The following is a 16,338-nucleotide window of genomic DNA, read 5'->3' on the forward strand; positions in this document are numbered from 1 at the left end:
CCCCCCCCCCCCCCCCCCCGGCCACCGTCACCGTCACCGCTCCACCGCGTACAGCACCTCCCCACCCGGCCCCCGAGCCACCCTCCGCAGCCCTCCGCCCGGCGCCGTCCCCTCCCCCGCCACCACCCACCGCACCCGGTACGAGCGCAGCACCTCCCTCCGCGCCTCCCCGTCCCCGGCGAAATACCGCCGCACGGCGGCAGTCCTCTCCCTCTCGTCCGCGAGAAAGAAGTCGGGATACCCCGGAGCCACCGTGTACGCCCCGTACGCCGGGATCTGCCGGGCCCCCCGTCCGGCCCGCACCATCACCACGTCCCCGTACCGCACCCACGGCGTGATCCACCCGTACCCCTCCCACGGCACCCGGTACTTCGCCGCGACGGCCCCCGGCCACTTCCCCCGCGCCGCCCAGGCCCACAGGTGGAAGGCGAGCCCCGTCGCGCACACGCTCGGGTACGCCACCGTCAGCGCCAGCGACTCCAGTCCGAGGAGCCCGCTCCACGCGAACGGCCGCGTCCCCCACAGCAGCAGGAGGCAGAGCAGGGCGAGCGGCGGCGCGGCCGGACGCGCGCTCAGCGTCCGTACGTACCGCACCACCCCCGTCACCAGCAGCGCCAGTGCCACCGCCGCGCCGAGCCGCAGGACGACGAAGACCGACGCCCCGGTGGCCTTGGCCACCACGCCGAGCAGCAGCGTCCACGGCGAGTAGTAGGGGCTCGGCGTGTCCGCGTCGACCAGGGGGTTGCCGGGGTGGACGAAGTCGTGCCGCAGCCGTTCGACGGTGGCCGCGTGCAGTCCGAGGTCACCGATCCAGGGCAGCCGCACCACGCACAGCGCCAGCAGCAGGAGAACGAGCGCGGCGGCCGCCCGGAGGACGGCCGCCGCGTAAGACGGTTCGGCTCGTTTCGTCGTACCGGAACGCCCAGCCATCCGGCCACGCTATCCGTTATGTCTCACATGTCCGACGAGCCGAGCCGTCCCCTCGGATCACGCGCACCCGGGCACGCACCCGCGCACCCTCACGAATGCGTCCGCAGCAGCGTCCGCATGGTCCGCATCGCCACCGACAGGTTGGCCAGGTCGAACGCGTCCGACCCGCGGATCTCCTCCAGCGTGGCCCGCGCCCGCCCGAGGATCGCCGCGTTCTTCTGCTGCCACACCTCGAACCGCTGCTCCGGCGTCGAGGTGCCGTTCCCCGCCGCCAGTACGTCGGCGGTGAGCGAGGCGTGCGCCGCGTACAGGTCCTCGCGGATCGCCGCGCGGGCCATGGACTGCCAGCGGTCGGCGCGCGGCAGGTCGCTGATGCGGTCCATCAGCTGGGTGATGCCGAGCCGGTCGGCGAGGTCGTAGTACACCTCGGCGACCTCCAGCGGCTCCTTGGCCATGCGGTCGCCCACCGAGACGATGTCCAGCGTCGGGAAGGCCGAGGAGAATCCGGCCACCCGCGTGGCCACCTCGTCCGGGACGCCGGCGCCGGTCAGCTCGTCGTGGATGCGCTGGTACCAGTCGGCGTCCGCGCCGCGCAGCAGCTTCGGCAGCTGCGACCAGACCTGCTCGACCCGGTCGGCGAAGAAGTCGACCGTCTCGGCCAGCTCCAGCGGCTGCGGCCGGTTGTTCAGCAGCCACCGCGTGCCGCGCTCGACCAGCCGCCGCGAGTGCAGCCGGATACGGGTCTGGACGGCGGCCTCGACGGTGTTGTCGAGGCTCTCCACCGCGTCCCACACCGGGTAGGAGCGGAAGATGGCGCGGGCCGCGGTCTGCGCCCGCACGATCTCCTCGAGCGACGCGCCGGTCTCCTCGCGCAGCCGGTGCAGATACGTCGTACCGCCCGTGTTGACCGTGTCGTTGACCAGCACCGTCGTGGTGATCTCACGGCGCAGCGGGTGGGTGTCGATACGGTCCGCGAACTGCTCGCGCAGCGCGGTCGGGAAGTAGGCGTGCAGCAGGCCCTTGAGGTACGGGTCGTCGGGCAGCGAGGTGTGCAGCAGCTCCTCGGCGACCGTGATCTTCGTGTAGGCGAGCAGGACGGCCGTCTCCGGGCCGGTCAGACCGTGTCCGGCGGAGAGCCGCTCACGGATCTGCCGGTCGGTGGGCAGGAACTCCAGCGCCCGGTCGAGGTGGCCCTCGCGCACCAGGTGCTTCATGAACCGCTGCTGGGCGTGGAGCATGTCCTTGGACTGGGCGAGCGCGTTGGCGATCGCGGTGTTCTGCGCGTAGTTGTTGCGCAGCACCAGCCGGCCGACCTCGTCGGTCATTCCGGCGAGGACCTTGTTGCGCTGCTTGACGGTCATGTCGCCGTCGGCGACCAGGCCGTTGAGCAGGATCTTGATGTTCACCTCGTGGTCGGAGGTGTCCACGCCCGCGCTGTTGTCGATGGCGTCGGTGTTGACCCGGCCGCCCTTCGCGGCGAACTCGATCCGGCCGAGCTGGGTCAGGCCGAGGTTGCCGCCCTCGCCGACGACCTGGACGCGCAGCTCCCCGCCGTCGACGCGGATGGCGTCGTTGGCCTTGTCGCCGACGTCGCCGTTGGACTCGCTGGACGCCTTGACGTACGTACCGATGCCGCCGTTCCACAGCAGGTCCACCGGCGCCCGGAGGATGGCCCGCATCAGGTCGGCCGGGGTCATCTTGGAGACCTTCTCCTCGATGCCGAGGGCCTCCCGGATGTGGGCGTTGACCTGGATGGCCTTGGCCGTGCGGGGGAAGATCCCGCCGCCGGCCGACAGCAGCCCCTTGTCGTACTCCTCCCAGCTGGAGCGCGGCAGCTCGAAGAGGCGGCGGCGCTCGGCGTAGGAGACGGCCGCGTCCGGGTCCGGGTCGATGAAGATGTGCCGGTGGTCGAAGGCCGCGACCAGGCGGATGTGCTCGCTGAGCAGCATGCCGTTGCCGAAGACGTCGCCGGACATGTCGCCGATGCCGACGACCGTGAAGTCCTCGGACTGGGTGTCGGTGCCCAGTTCCCGGAAGTGCCGCTTGACGGACTCCCAGGCGCCGCGGGCGGTGATGCCCATGCCCTTGTGGTCGTAGCCGGCGGAGCCACCGGAGGCGAAGGCGTCGCCGAGCCAGAAGTTGTACGTCTCCGCGACGCCGTTGGCGATGTCGGAGAAGGTCGCGGTGCCCTTGTCGGCGGCGACGACGAGGTACGTGTCGTCCTCGTCGTGGCGGACGACGTCGGCGGGCGGCACGACCTCGCCGGCCACCATGTTGTCGGTGATGTCGAGGAGCGCCGAGATGAAGGTCTTGTAGCTGGCGATGCCCTCCGCCAGCCACGCGTCCCGGTCGACGGCGGGGTCCGGGAGCTGCTTGGCGACGAAGCCGCCCTTGGCGCCGACCGGCACGATGACGGTGTTCTTCACCATCTGCGCCTTGACCAGGCCGAGGATCTCGGTGCGGAAGTCCTCACGCCGGTCGGACCAGCGCAGACCACCGCGCGCGACCTTGCCGAACCGCAGGTGGACGCCCTCGACGCGCGGCGAGTACACCCAGATCTCGAACGCCGGGCGGGGCGCCGGGAGGTCGGGGATGGCCTGCGGGTCGAACTTCATGGACACGTAGTCGTGCCACGTGGCGCCCGCCGCCTCCTGGAAGAAGTTGGTGCGCAGCGTCGCCTTGATGACGGTGAGGAAGGAGCGCAGGATACGGTCCTCGTCGAGGCTCGCGACCTGGTCGAGGGCGGCCTCCACCTCCTCCAGCAGGGCGTCGACGATCTCGTGCCCGGCACGCTGCCGGTCCGGCGACATCCGCGCCTCGAACAGGGAGACGAGCAGCCGGGTGGTGTGGACGTTGTTGCGGAGGGTGTCCTCCATGTAGTCCTGGCTGAACGTCGAACCGGCCTGCCGCAGGTACTTGGCGTACGCGCGCAGCACCATCGCCTGCCGCCAGGACAGCCCGGCGCTGAGCACGAGGGCGTTGAAGCCGTCGTTCTCCGCCTTGCCGTCCCAGGCGGCGGCGAACGCCTCCTGGAACCGCTCGCGGGCGTCGTCGCCGAGGTAGTCGGCGCCGCCGGCCACCGTCTTCGGCATCCGCAGGCCGAAGTCGTAGATCCACGCGGTGGTGCGGTCGGAGCAGCGCAGCTCGTAGGGCCGCTCGTCGGTGACCTCGACGCCGAGGCGGCTGAGCACCGGGAGCACGGCCGACAGGGAGACCGAGCCGCCCTTCTGGTAGATCTTGAAACGGCGTTCCTCGGGGGCGGCGCCGACCGGCTCGTACAGGCTGAGGGCGAAGGTGTGCTCCTCGTCGAGCCGCTCCAGGTGGCCGAGGTCGGCGACGGCGGAGCGCGGGCCGTGGTCGGCCTTGTAGCCCTCGGGGAAGGCGCCGCCGTAGCGGCGCAGCAGCTCGGCGGAGCGCTCCTCGCCGACCTCGGCGGTGAGCGCCTCGGCGAATCCGTCGGCCCAGGACCGGGCGGCCTCGACCAGGCGGGCCTCGATGCGGTCCTTGTCGGCGTCGGACAGCTCGGGCAGCTCGGTGCCCTGCGGGACGCGGACGACGAAGTGCAGCCGGGAGAGGATCGACTCGGTGTTCCAGGCGGTGAAGTCGACGCTGGTGCCGCCCAGTTCCTCCTTGAGGATGTCGATGATCCGCAGCCGGACGCCGGTGGTGTAGCGGTCCCGGGGGAGGTAGACCAGGGCGGAGTAGTAGCGGCCGTACTCGTCCTGGCGGAGGTAGAGCCGCAGCCGGCGGCGCTCCTGGAGGTACAGCACGGAGGTGGCGATCGCCTGGAGCTCGCCGACCGGCGTCTGGAACAGCTCGTCGCGCGGGTAGGTCTCCAGGATCTGGAGCAGGTCCCGGCCGTCGTGGCTGTTGGGCGAGAACCCGGCGCGCTCCAGGACCTCCTCGACCTTGCGCCGGATGACCGGCACCCGGCGCACGGACTCGGTGTAGGCGGCGGAGGAGAACAGCCCGAGGAAGCGCCGCTCCCCGACGACGTTGCCCTCGGCGTCGAACTTCTTGACGCCGATGTAGTCCAGGTACGACGGCCGGTGCACGGTCGCCCGGCTGTTGGCCTTGGTCAGCACCAGCAGCCGGTGCTCGCGGGCCTTGGCGCGGGCGTCGGCGGGCAGCCGCTCGAAGGACGGGCTGACCGGGTGGCTCTCGTCGACGGCGTGGTGCGGGTCGGAGCGCAGGATGCCGAGGCCGGTGCCGGGCACGGCGGCGAGGGAGTCGTCCCCGCGCAGCTCGTACTCGCGGAAGCCGAGGAAGGTGAAGTGGTCGTCGGCGAGCCAGCGCAGCAGCTCGCGGGCCTCTTCGACCTCCTGGGCGCGCAGGTCGCCGGGGGCGGGCTCGCCGGTCAGCTCCTCGGCGAGGCGGACGGACGCCTCGCGCATCTTGCCCCAGTCCTCGACGGTCTCCCGTACGTCGGACAGGACCCGCAGCAGATCGGCGGTGATCTGCTTGAGGTCCGCGCGGTCGGTCTCGCGGTCGATCTCGACGTGGATCCAGGACTCGACGTGCGCGTCGTGCGGCAGCTCTCCGGCGGGCGGGTCGGTGAGCACCTCGACGAGCTTGCCGGTGAGGTCGCGCCGCACCACGAACTGCGGGTGGACGACGACGTGGATGCCGCGTCCCTGCCGGGTCAGCTCGTTGGTCACGGAGTCGACGAGGAAGGGCATGTCGTCGGTGACCACCTCGACGACGGAGTGGCTGCACGTCCAGCCGTTCTCCTCGACGGTCGGGGTGTGGACCCGGACGTTGGCCGTGCCCTGCGGGCGGTTCTCGGCCAGCCGGTGGTGGGAGACGGCGGCTCCGAAGACGTCGACCGGTTCGCGGTCGCCCAGGTCCTCCGGGGCGGTGTGCCGGTAGTAGCGCTTCAGGAACGCGAACACGGATTCACGGTCCGGGGTGTCCGGGGTGTCCTCGTCCGTCGTCCCAGTCGGTAGATACCCCCCGACCGGGCTGTTCTCAGCTACCCGTGCGGCCCTGTCGAGCAGCTCGGCCTTTGCTTCGTCCAGCTTGGTCTGCATTGTCCTCTGGCTCCTGTCGCGCGCCGTTGCGTGACGTAGAAGGAAGTACGGTCTCCTGCCTTCCGACGTAACGCCCAGACGCGGGGTGTCCGTTCTGCTCCGACGCTATGCCGCAAGGTGAGATGAGCGGGGGCATATCAGCCATGTTCGACGCGTCCGCCGGGTGTGATACCGCTCTCGTCGGCGGTGTCTTCCGGGGGACGCGCGGCACCGCGGGGCTCCTCGACGCCCCGTCCCGCCCGCGAGGACCAGCGACCGCCGCCCGGTCACGGATGTCGTCCGTGCTCTCCGGGCGCAGGGCAGGGACACGGATGTCCCCGCGAGCTATCGCGCTGATCACGTCATAAGGCTATCGCTCCTCCCCGGGGGCCCGTCATGAGCCGTATGTGTACAAAACCGGGGGTGGAACTTTGACGCTCCGCACAGCGACGCGGGGTGACTTGTGAGGTGGCTCGCCGGGTGGCTCGCGGAGCGGCTCGCCGGGTGACTCGCGAGGCGGCTTGCGGAGCGGCTCGCGAGGCGGCTTGCGAGGTGGTGGGAGCCGGGACCGCTCACGCGGCCAGCCGCTCGGCCTCCTCGACCGCTTCGGCCAGCGTGTCGACCACGGGCACGCCCGCCTGCTCCAGGCTCGTCCGGCTGTGCGAACCACCGGTGTAGAGCACGGCCCGCGCCCCCGCGTGGAGCGCGGCCGTCGCGTCGTCGACGGCGTCCCCGATGACGACCGTGCGGGCGGGCTCCACGCCGGCCAGTGCCGCGAGGTGCCGCACCATGTGCTCGGCCTTGCTGCCGCCGGACGGGCCGGTCCGCCCGTCGACGCGTATGAAGTGCGTCTCGATGCCGAAGCCCTTGACCAGCGGGACCAGTTCCTCGTGGCCGTACATGCTGAGTATCGACTGGCTGCGGCCCGCCGATCCCCACGAGACGAGCAGCTCCGCCGCCCCCTCGGCGAGACCGCACCGCACCCGGTGTTCGAGGTAATGGCGGTGGAAGGTCTCGTCCATGACCGCCCACTCGGCGTCGGTGGGCAGCCTTCCCATCAGCCGCTCGTAGAACTTGGGCACCGGTACGCAGTACAGCGCGCGGTACCGCTCCAGCGTGATGGGCGCGAGGCCCAGTTCGGCGAAGGCCGCGTTGGTCGCGCCGATGATCGCGTCGTTGTCGTGGAACAGCGTGCCGTTCCAGTCCCAGACGATGTGCGCCCCTGCCCGCTTTCGCATCCCCATGCCCGTAAACGTACCCGCCGCCACTGACAATCAAGGGAAGCGCAGGTCAGAGGCGCCGGAGGCGCCAGCGGCGGTCAGCCGCCGAGCCCCACGAGGTTCGGGATCTCCTGCGTCGCGAACCAGAGCAGTTCGTGGTCCTCCGCGCCGTCCACGACGAACTGGGCGTCGTCGTCCCCGCCGTCCGCCGCCGCGAGCGCGCCGGCCGCGGCGGTCACGTCCGCCTCGGCGTCGTCGGAGTCCACGTGCACCGAGGCCGCCTCGGCGAGCGGCACGCTCCCGGTGACCCGGACCTCGCCGAGCGCGGCGGGGTCGAGTCCCCGGCCGGGGTCGGCCGACGCGGTCCCGTCGGGCACGTCGACGGCGACGACGACCCGGCGCCGGGGCGCGGCGGCGTCCTGGGCCAGCAGCCGCAGGGAGCCCAGCGCGGCGCGGTTGAGGGCGGCGTACTCCAGCTCCTCGATGTCGTCCGACAGGTACCACTCGCGCAGCGCGGGGGTGACGGCGTAGGCGAGGAACGGCCCGGTCCCCAGCTCACCCGTCCGGTGCGCCTCGGCGAGGCCGGGGAGAGTCAGGGGGACGTAGACGCGCATGGCGGGCCGCTTTCGTGGTCGGGAGTCGGTCGGAGGTCGGTCGGAGGTCGGTCGGGAGTCAGCCGGAAGCCGGTCTTCAGGATACGTGCGGGTGTCCCCCATCGGGTTCCGGACCAGGCCGGTGCGGACGTCCACCCCACGCCGCGCCTTCACCCGGCCCGCCCCCACAGTCACGGGCTCCGGCCCCTGCCCGTCCACCCGGACGAGTGAACCGCTCTCGGGTCACCCACCGACGGCACCCCCTTGCCAGCACGGCATCACTGCCCGTACAAGATGCGCAACGGAAAGTTACCGCCCGGTATTCCACGGGCCGCCGAACGGGGATCCCATGCACAAGGTCATGAACAGGTCGCAGCACCGCCGCCCCGGCTCCCGTCCGCCCGGCCGCCGCGACACACGCCGCCCGGCCGCCGCCCCGCCCCGGGGCCCGGGTACGGTCCCCACCCCCCGGACGTCGGTCCCGGAGGACGGCCCCCCGGCCACGACGGCCCCCCGCCCGGCCGGCCCCACCCATCCCGCGGACACCCGCCCGGCCACCATGCCCACCGCAGCCTCCCGCAGGCCCGTGCGGGGCGTCTCCCGCAGGCCCGTACAGGGCCCCGGAAGGACCACCGGCTCCTTCGCCACCGACCTCTTCGCCGAGCGGCTCCTCGCCGTGCTCAGCGGGCGCAGCCCGGTCCACTCGATGCTGCGGCACACCCTCGGCCGGGCCTACGACGATCTGGCGCGGCTCGCCGAACGCGGCCCCCTGCGCACTCACGGCGCCCGCCCCGTCGTCCGGGACATCGGCTGGTTCGAACCGCGTCCCGGCGCCATGGAGGTCTTCGCCCGTATCGGCGCGGGCGAGCAGTTGCGCGCGATGGCGTTCCGTCTGGAGCGCGGCGACGACCTGCGCTGGCGCTGCACCGCCGTGGAACTGGGCGGCCCCCGCCCGCCCCACGCGGACGAGGGGTGACTTCCGGGACGGAACGCCGAGGGGCCGGGCACCCGCGGGTGGCCCGGCCCCTGCACGGCCCCGGGGTCACGGCACCGCCGCCGCCCCGGACACCGCCGACGTCACTTCTTGCGGCGCCGCCCGCCCTTCGCCTGCTTGCGGCGCTCCGCGCGGGTCAGCCCGTCGCTCTCGGACCGCGCCGGCTCGTCGTCGGCGCGCTCCTCGCGCTCGATGACACCGCCCTCGCCGTCCACGGTCGGCGCGGACAGGTGCAGGTTGCGCCGCTGCGGGGCGTCCAGTCCCTTCGCGCGGATCTCCGGGCGCGGGGCGGCCTGGGCCGGCACCGCGTCCTGCGGGCCCTTGTCCAGCGAGGGCTTCTCGTCCTCGACGGGGACCTCCTCGACCTGCTGCTCGACCTGGACCTCCAGGTTGAACAGGTAGCCGACGGACTCCTCCTTGATGCCCTCCATCATGGCGGTGAACATGTCGAAGCCCTCGCGCTGGTACTCCACCAGCGGGTCCTTCTGCGCCATGGCGCGCAGGCCGATGCCCTCCTGGAGGTAGTCCATCTCGTAGAGGTGCTCGCGCCACTTGCGGTCGAGGACCGACAGCACGACCCGCCGCTCCAGCTCACGCATGATCTCGGAGCCGAGCTGCGTCTCGCGCGTCTCGTACTGCTCGCGGATGTCGTCCTTGATGGACTCGCCGATGTACTCGGCGGTCAGCCCGGCACGGTCGCCCGCCGCCTCCTCCAGCTCCTCGACGGTGACCTTCACCGGGTAGAGCTGCTTGAAGGCGCCCCACAGCCGGTCCAGGTCCCAGTCCTCGGGGAAGCCCTCGGCGGTCTCGGCCTGCACGTAGGCGTCGATCGTGTCGTCCATGAAGTGCTGCACCTGCTCCTGGAGGTCCTCGCCCTCCAGGACGCGGCGCCGCTCGCCGTAGATGACCTCGCGCTGGCGGTTGAGCACCTCGTCGTACTTCAGGACGTTCTTGCGGGTCTCGAAGTTCTGCTGCTCGACCTGCGACTGGGCGGACGCGATCGCGCGCGTGACCATCTTGTTCTCGATCGGCACGTCGTCCGGCACGTTGGCCATGGACATCACGCGCTCGACCATCTGCGCCTTGAACAGCCGCATCAGGTCGTCGCCCAGCGACAGGTAGAAGCGGGACTCGCCCGGGTCGCCCTGACGGCCGCTGCGGCCGCGCAGCTGGTTGTCGATGCGCCGCGACTCGTGCCGCTCGGTGCCGAGGACGTAGAGCCCGCCGAGCTCCTCGACCTCGTCCTTCTCCGCCTTGACGGCCAGCTCGGCACGGTCCAGGGCGGCGGGCAGCGCCGCGGCCCACTCCTCGATGTGCTCCTCGGGGTCGAGGCCGCGCTGGCGCAGCTCCGCCTCCGCGAGGTCCTCGGGGTTGCCGCCGAGCTTGATGTCCGTACCGCGGCCGGCCATGTTGGTGGCCACGGTCACGGCGCCCTTGCGGCCGGCCTGGGCGACGATCGTCGCCTCCCGGTCGTGCTGCTTGGCGTTGAGCACCTCGTGCTGGACGCCGCGCTTGGAGAGCTGCTGCGAGAGGTACTCGGACTTCTCGACCGAGGTGGTGCCGACCAGGATCGGCTGGCCCTTCTCGTGCTTCTCGGCGATGTCGTCGACGACCGCCTCGAACTTCGCGACCTCGGTGCGGTAGATCAGGTCCGACTGGTCCTTGCGGACCATCGGCTTGTTGGTCGGGATCGGGACGACACCGAGCTTGTAGATCTGGTGGAACTCGGCGGCCTCGGTCATCGCCGTACCGGTCATGCCGCACAGACCGGGCTCTTCCTTGCCCTCGTGGTCGTGGCGCTTGTAGAGGCGGAAGAAGTTCTGCAGGGTGATCGTGGCGAGGGTCTGGTTCTCGTCCTTGATGGCCACCCCTTCCTTCGCCTCGATCGCCTGGTGCATGCCCTCGTTGTAGCGGCGGCCGGCGAGGATACGGCCGGTGTGCTCGTCGACGATCATGACCTCGCCGTCGATGACGACGTAGTCCTTGTCCTTCTTGAACAGTTCCTTCGCCTTGATGGCGTTGTTCAGATAGCCGACGAGCGGGGTGTTGACCGACTCGTAGAGGTTGTCGATGCCGAGCCAGTCCTCGACCTTGGCGACGCCGGACTCGTGGATGGCGACCGTGCGCTTCTTCTCGTCGACCTCGTAGTCGCCGGTCTCCTCGACGCCCTTGAGGGGGTTGCCCGCCTCGCCCTTCTTCAGGCGGGTGACCAGCTTGGCGAAGTCGCCGTACCACTTGGTGGCCTGGTCGGCGGGGCCGGAGATGATCAGCGGCGTACGGGCCTCGTCGACGAGGATGGAGTCGACCTCGTCGACGATGGCGAAGTTGTGGCCGCGCTGGACGAGTTCGTCCTTGGACCACGCCATGTTGTCGCGCAGGTAGTCGAAGCCGAACTCGTTGTTCGTGCCGTAGGTGATGTCGCAGCGGTACATCTCGCGGCGCTGGGCCGGCGTCTGGTTGGCGAGGATGCAGCCGACTTCCAGACCCAGGAACTTGTGGACGCGGCCCATCATCTCGGAGTCGCGCTCGGCCAGGTAGTCGTTGACCGTGACGATGTGGACGCCCCCGCCGGAGAGCGCGTTGAGGTACGCGGGCAGGGTGCCGACGAGGGTCTTGCCCTCACCGGTCTTCATCTCGGCCACGTACCCGAGGTGCAGGGCGGCACCGCCCATGATCTGCACGTCGTAGTGGCGCTGCCCCAGGACGCGCTTGGCGGCCTCGCGGACGGTGGCGAACGCCTCCGGCAGCAGGTCGTCCAGGCTCTCGCCGTCGGCGTAGCGCTGCTTGTACTCATCGGTGAGGGCCCGCAGCTCGGCGTCGGAGAGGTCGACGAAGTCCTCTTCGATGGAGTTGACCTGGTCCGCGATGCGGTGCAGCTTGCGCAGGATCTTGCCTTCGCCTGCACGCATGATCTTCGAGAGGACGGACACGGGGGTTGGTCTCCTTGCCGGTCGGGCCTGGGACGGTCGTTTTCCATTGGACGTACTGAGCAACGGCCATCGTAAGCGAGGACACCGTCACGCCGGGAGGCCTGCCGCGACGACGGCTTCCCTCACCCCTCACAACGGCCGGGCTCCGTGGATGGTGCCGCCGGGTGCCGATGATTTGCGCGAATCGTGACCGGCCGTGCACACGCCGCAAAGGGATGGCGTACGACGCGTCCCCGCGAGCAGAATCGGCCGATGGAACCGCACACGCTCACCACCGGCCGCCTCCTGCTGCGGACGGTCGGCCCCGAGGACACCGCCGCCGTCCTCGCCGCCTGCCAGGACCCCGACATCCAGCGCTGGACCGTCGTCCCCTCCCCGTACCTGCCCGAACACGCGCGTGCCTTCACGGAGCAGATGGTCCCGACGGGATGGGCCAACTCCACGATGTTCACGTTCGGCATATTCCTGCCCGGCGGCGACCTGGTCGGCATGATCGGGCTGACGATGGTCTCCCTGGGCGTCGCCGAGATCGGTTTCTGGGGCGCCAAGGAGCACCGCGGCAACGGCTACGTCACCGAGGCCGCCGACGCCGTCTCCCGCTGGGCCTTCACCCGGCTGTCGGTGGACCGCGTGGAGTGGCGCGCCGAGGTCGGCAACGCGGCCTCCCGCGCGGTGGCCGAGCGCGCCGGTTTCACCCTGGAGGGCACGCTGCGCTCCGCGATCAACAACAAGGGCGTACGCAGCGACTGCTGGGTCGGCTCCCTGCTCCCGTCCGACCTGGGCCTCCCGTCGACGGCCTCGTACACACCGGCCCGTCCGTAGGGCACCCGACGGCCCGTGCCGGTCCCACGGGGACGCGACGGTCGTTGTCAGTCCCACCCTCTATCGTGCGGACGTATGACGACCCTCCCGCGTCCTGTCACGGAACTGTCGGCCGACGAGGCCCGCCGGATCGCCCTGCGGGCCCAGGGCCTCCTCGGCAGCCCCGACCGCCGGGCCGGCGTCCGCGGTGTCCTCCGCCACCTCGGCGCGGTCCAGCTCGACACCATCTCGGTCCTCGCCCGCTCCCACGAGCTCGTGCCGTACGCGCGCCTGGGAGCGGTCGGCCGCAGGGCCGTCGACGGCGCCTACTGGGGCCCGGTCTCCGCGGACGGCCCGGCGGCCCGGCCGCACGCTTTCGAGTACTGGTCGCACGCCGCCTGCATCCTCCCCATCGAGGAGTGGCCGCACTTCGCCTTCCGCCGCCGCGCCTACCGCGCCCGCCCGCACTGGAACCACGACCTGCCCGACGGCGCCTACGAGCAGGTCGTCAAGCAGCTCCGCGCGGAGGGCCCGCTGACCGCCACCGAACTGGGCGGCGCCAAGCGCACCAGCGAGTGGTGGGACTGGTCCGGCGCGAAGGTCGCCGTGGAGCGCGCGCTGATGTACGGGGAGGTGGTCTGTGTGGAGCGCCGCGGCTGGAAGCGCGTCTACGACCTGGCCGAGCGCGCCGTCCCGGACGACCTGCTGCACGACCGGCTGGACGACGCGGAGTGCCTGCGCCGCCTGGTGACCCTGGCCGGCCGCGCCCTGGGCGTCGGCACCCGGTCCGACATCGCCGACTACCACCGTCTCAAGGCGGAGCAGGTCGACGCGGTGATCGCCGACTCGGGTCTGGTGCCGGTGACGGTGGCGGGCTGGTCACGACCGGCCTGGGCCGATCCGGCGGCGCTGGAGACGCCTCCGCGCGGCCGGCACCGCACGACGCTGCTGTCGCCGTTCGACTCCCTGGTCTGGGAGCGGGCGCGCACGGAGCGGATCTTCGGCTTCACGCACCGCCTGGAGGCGTACGTCCCCCGGCCCAAGCGGGTGCACGGCTACTACGCGATGCCGGTCCTCGCCGGCGGGCGGCTGGTCGGCCGGGTGGACCCGGCGCGCGAGGGCCGCACACTGGTGGCCAGGCAGCTGACGCTGGACGGCCGCAAGGCGGTCCCGGCGGTGGCACAGGCCCTGGTCGAGGCGGCGGGCTGGGTGGACTGCACGGACGTACGGCTGGAGCGGGTGGACGCGCCGGAGCTGCGTGAGCCGCTGGCCGCGGAACTGGCCCGGCTCCTGGCCTGAGCGTCGGCGCCGCGTCCGGGCCGGGTCCGGGTCCGGGTCGGCGTCCGGTGCCCGTCAGCGGATTTCGAGGATCTTCTCCCGCATCGCGTAGACCACGGCCTCCATCCTGGAGTGCAGCTGAAGCTTCTCCAGGATGTTGCGCACGTGGTTCTTCACGGTGTTCTCGGAGATGAACAGCTCCTTGGCGATGTCCCGGTTGTTCATCCCGGTGGCGACGAGTTTGAGGACTTCCAGCTCGCGGTCGGTCAGCCGCGGCGCGGGCACCAGCCGGCGCTCGTCGGTCCGCTGGATCATCGACTTGAACTCGGTGAGCAGCTTGGACGCCATGGAGGGGCTGATCTGGGACTGGCCGTCGGCCACGGCGCGGATGGCGGTGGCCACCTCGTCCGTCGAGATCTCCTTGAGGAGGTACCCGGTGGCGCCGGCCTTGATCGCGTCGTAGAGGTCGGCCTCCTCGTCGCTGATCGTCAGCATGATGATCTTCGCGCTGGGGGCCACCTCCTTGATGGAGGTGCACGCCTCGATACCGCCCCGCCGGGGCATCCGCACGTCCATCAGCACGATGTCGGGCAGCAGGTCCGCGGCTTTCTCCACGGCCTCGGCGCCGTCCCCGGCCTCGCCGATGACCTGGATGTCCTCCTCGGCCGCCAGCACGATCTCCAGCCCGCGGCGGAAGAGGGCGTGGTCGTCCACGACCAGGACCCTGATCGGCTCCTTGCGTGGGACGCCCGTGTCCGGGCCCATGCCGGCGACGCCGTCGTCGGCGTCCCCGTCCCGCATCGGTCCGAAGCTGTCCGCCATCGTTCCTCCCCCTGAAGGCCCTGGCCTGTGTAACCCGGGCCGGCGCCAACCCAAGGCAACGACCCACCCGTTGGGCCGTTGCGGCCATGATTCCATGCCCGGACGCCTTCGAGACGACGGCGCGGGGCGCGAACCGGGTCGCACACCGGTGCCCCTGGGGGCGCACGCGCGCTCCAGGGGCACCGGCCATGCCGTTCACCGGTCGGTCAGCCGCCGAGCGCGCCGCCCGCGTCCGGGGAGTGCGTCTGGGTGACCATCGTGTCCGTCCGGAGGTGGATCACGCCGTAGTCGTAGGCGTGCCGCCGGTAGACGACGCTGGGTTCCTTGGTCTCGGAGTCGACGAAGAGGTAGAAGTCGTGCCCGACCAGCTCCATCTCGTAGAGCGCCTGGTCGAGGGTCATCGGGGCGGCCACGTGGTTCTTCTCCCGCACCACCAGGGGTCCGTCGCCCTGGACCTCCAGCGAGCCGACCTTCTTGGTGGGCACGCCGTCCTGCTCGTGGTCCGCCGCTGCGTCGCCGTTGCCGTTGAGCGTCGCCACGCCCGGGACGTGCTGGGGGACCTCGGCGGCGGAGATACGGCGTGAGCCGCGCCGCGAGTACCGCTTGTCGTGCTGCTTGCGCAGCCGGGCTCCCAGCTTCTCGGCGGCCAGGTCGAGCGCCGCGTACGGATCGCTCGCCGCCGCCTCCGCCCGGATCACCGGCCCGCGGGAGCGCAGGGTGATCTCCACCCGGTCGCAGCGGTCGGCCTGTCGGGGGTTGGGCTCCTTGGACACCTCGACGTCGAGGCTGATCACCTTGCCATCGAGCTTCTGGATCTTCTCCAGGTTCAGCTTCTCGGCCACGTGCTTCCGGAACCGCTCGGGCACCTCGGTCTTGCGGCCCTTGACGACGATGTCCACGCAGAACTCCGTTCCCGGATCACTCCGCTTCCACGGCGGAGCATCTCCCTTTTGCACCAGGTCCCGGTGAGTCCCGGAACCTCGGACTCGCGGTGACGTCCACCTCCTCCCCCAGGGGCGAGAAGTCCACTCCACCGGCGCGGGTGATTCCGAATGAACCCGCGGCCCGGCATTCGGACAAGAGAGGTGTGGCCTGCGGCTTTCCCTCACGACCGAACATATCTCGCCCGGACGGATGTCGTCACCCTCTACTGCCGCGTACCTCCGTTCAGGTGAATTGATTCCCTCATTACCTGCAACGACGTAAGTTCTCAGTCAGTTCCGGTTTATTTCGAAAGAGTCTGGTGATGCGGCGACCACTGCCGCGCGAATGACGTCACCGTTCTCGATTCCGCCCGTCTTTACCGGTCCGGCGGGCGTCCCGTCCGCCCTCACTTCCGTCGCTCCGGTTCTCCGTTGTTCTCTGCCTTCCCACACCGCTCCGGGATACACGGCCCTTGTCGCCGTTCTGTACGGACGCACACCGCCGATCCGCTCACACCCGACGGCCCCCACCGCTCCGGACCGCCCGGCGACCGGCGCCGCACCGGGCCGCGCGGCCCCGCGGGGAGCCGCCCCGTCCAGGGCCGCCCGCACGGCACGCGCCGCCTCCGCCAGGGACGCCCCCGTCGTCATCAGGTCGTCGACGAGCACCACCCGTCCGCCGTCGCGCAGCAGCCGGGCGCCGCCGGGGACCACGGCCAGCGCGCCGGCGAGGTTGTCCGTCCGCTGCCGCGGGCCGAGCCGCGACTGATCGGCCACGGCACGCCGCTGCCGCAGCACGGCCGCCACCCGGGCGGGCGTACCGGCCCGCCGCAGCTCC

The 16,338-nt window shown here is 71.3% G+C and carries 11 protein-coding genes; 3 read left to right on the forward strand and 8 right to left on the reverse strand.

The annotated features are described in order from the left end of the window. Positions 1-33: 33 nt before the first annotated feature. From UW392_RS33680 to UW392_RS33695, 4 genes are all read right to left on the reverse strand, one after another. On the reverse strand, positions 34-930 hold the full coding sequence (locus UW392_RS33680) for a hypothetical protein (protein ID WP_320778991.1): 897 nt from the start codon (positions 928-930) through the stop codon (positions 34-36). 89 nt (positions 931-1,019) lie between these two features. Continuing rightward, a complete protein-coding gene (locus UW392_RS33685) occupies positions 1,020-5,960 on the reverse strand; it encodes an NAD-glutamate dehydrogenase (RefSeq protein WP_320778992.1) in 4,941 nt (1,646 codons plus the stop codon). 551 nt (positions 5,961-6,511) lie between these two features. Then, positions 6,512-7,177 carry an HAD family hydrolase gene (locus tag UW392_RS33690; RefSeq protein ID WP_320779000.1) on the reverse strand — a complete coding sequence of 222 codons (666 nt, stop codon included), beginning with the start codon at positions 7,175-7,177 and terminating at the stop codon, positions 6,512-6,514. An 80-nt stretch (positions 7,178-7,257) separates the two neighbouring features. After that, positions 7,258-7,773, reverse strand: a complete 516-nt coding sequence (locus tag UW392_RS33695; RefSeq protein ID WP_320778993.1) for a DUF6912 family protein — start codon at positions 7,771-7,773, stop codon at positions 7,258-7,260. Positions 7,774-8,101: 328 nt separating this feature from the next. Here UW392_RS33695 and UW392_RS33700 point away from each other — a divergent pair, with 328 nt between their 5' ends. Then, the gene (locus tag UW392_RS33700; RefSeq protein ID WP_320778994.1) at positions 8,102-8,728 is read left to right on the forward strand and encodes an Rv3235 family protein; all 627 of its coding nucleotides are present in this window, start codon (positions 8,102-8,104) and stop codon (positions 8,726-8,728) included. Positions 8,729-8,829: 101 nt separating this feature from the next. On the opposite strand, the gene secA is transcribed toward UW392_RS33700, so the two are convergent. Then, complete coding sequence (gene secA / locus UW392_RS33705) at positions 8,830-11,676, reverse strand: preprotein translocase subunit SecA (RefSeq protein WP_320778995.1); 2,847 nt, start codon at positions 11,674-11,676, stop codon at positions 8,830-8,832. A gap of 252 nt (positions 11,677-11,928) precedes the next feature. Here secA and UW392_RS33710 point away from each other — a divergent pair, with 252 nt between their 5' ends. Continuing rightward, positions 11,929-12,498, forward strand: a complete 570-nt coding sequence (locus tag UW392_RS33710) for a GNAT family N-acetyltransferase (protein WP_320778996.1) — start codon at positions 11,929-11,931, stop codon at positions 12,496-12,498. 75 nt (positions 12,499-12,573) lie between these two features. After that, on the forward strand, positions 12,574-13,776 hold the full coding sequence (locus UW392_RS33715; protein ID WP_320778997.1) for a winged helix-turn-helix domain-containing protein: 1,203 nt from the start codon (positions 12,574-12,576) through the stop codon (positions 13,774-13,776). A gap of 54 nt (positions 13,777-13,830) precedes the next feature. Here UW392_RS33715 and UW392_RS33720 read toward each other — a convergent pair whose 3' ends face one another. The 3 genes from UW392_RS33720 to UW392_RS33730 form a co-directional block, all read right to left on the reverse strand. Further along, on the reverse strand, positions 13,831-14,577 hold the full coding sequence (locus UW392_RS33720) for a response regulator transcription factor (protein WP_320778998.1): 747 nt from the start codon (positions 14,575-14,577) through the stop codon (positions 13,831-13,833). A 206-nt stretch (positions 14,578-14,783) separates the two neighbouring features. Then, complete coding sequence (hpf, locus tag UW392_RS33725) at positions 14,784-15,476, reverse strand: ribosome hibernation-promoting factor, HPF/YfiA family (RefSeq protein ID WP_320778999.1); 693 nt, start codon at positions 15,474-15,476, stop codon at positions 14,784-14,786. 315 nt (positions 15,477-15,791) lie between these two features. Beyond that, the coding region (locus UW392_RS33730; protein WP_414496730.1) for a ComF family protein at positions 15,792-16,338 on the reverse strand (547 nt) is incomplete at its 5' end.

The organism is Streptomyces sp. CRN 30 (assembly GCF_034105845.1).

Bases quoted from the DNA above. Each gene is read 5' to 3' on its own strand.
- UW392_RS33720 (WP_320778998.1), bottom strand. From the start codon at position 14,577: ATGGCGGACAGCTTCGGACCGATGCGGGACGGGGACGCCGACGACGGC.
- UW392_RS33695 (WP_320778993.1), bottom strand. From the start codon at position 7,773: ATGCGCGTCTACGTCCCCCTGACTCTCCCCGGCCTCGCCGAGGCGCAC.
- UW392_RS33690 (WP_320779000.1), bottom strand. From the start codon at position 7,177: ATGCGAAAGCGGGCAGGGGCGCACATCGTCTGGGACTGGAACGGCACG.
- UW392_RS33715 (WP_320778997.1), top strand. From the start codon at position 12,574: ATGACGACCCTCCCGCGTCCTGTCACGGAACTGTCGGCCGACGAGGCC.
- UW392_RS33680 (WP_320778991.1), bottom strand. From the start codon at position 930: ATGGCTGGGCGTTCCGGTACGACGAAACGAGCCGAACCGTCTTACGCG.
- UW392_RS33710 (WP_320778996.1), top strand. From the start codon at position 11,929: ATGGAACCGCACACGCTCACCACCGGCCGCCTCCTGCTGCGGACGGTC.
- UW392_RS33685 (WP_320778992.1), bottom strand. From the start codon at position 5,960: ATGCAGACCAAGCTGGACGAAGCAAAGGCCGAGCTGCTCGACAGGGCC.
- UW392_RS33700 (WP_320778994.1), top strand. From the start codon at position 8,102: ATGCACAAGGTCATGAACAGGTCGCAGCACCGCCGCCCCGGCTCCCGT.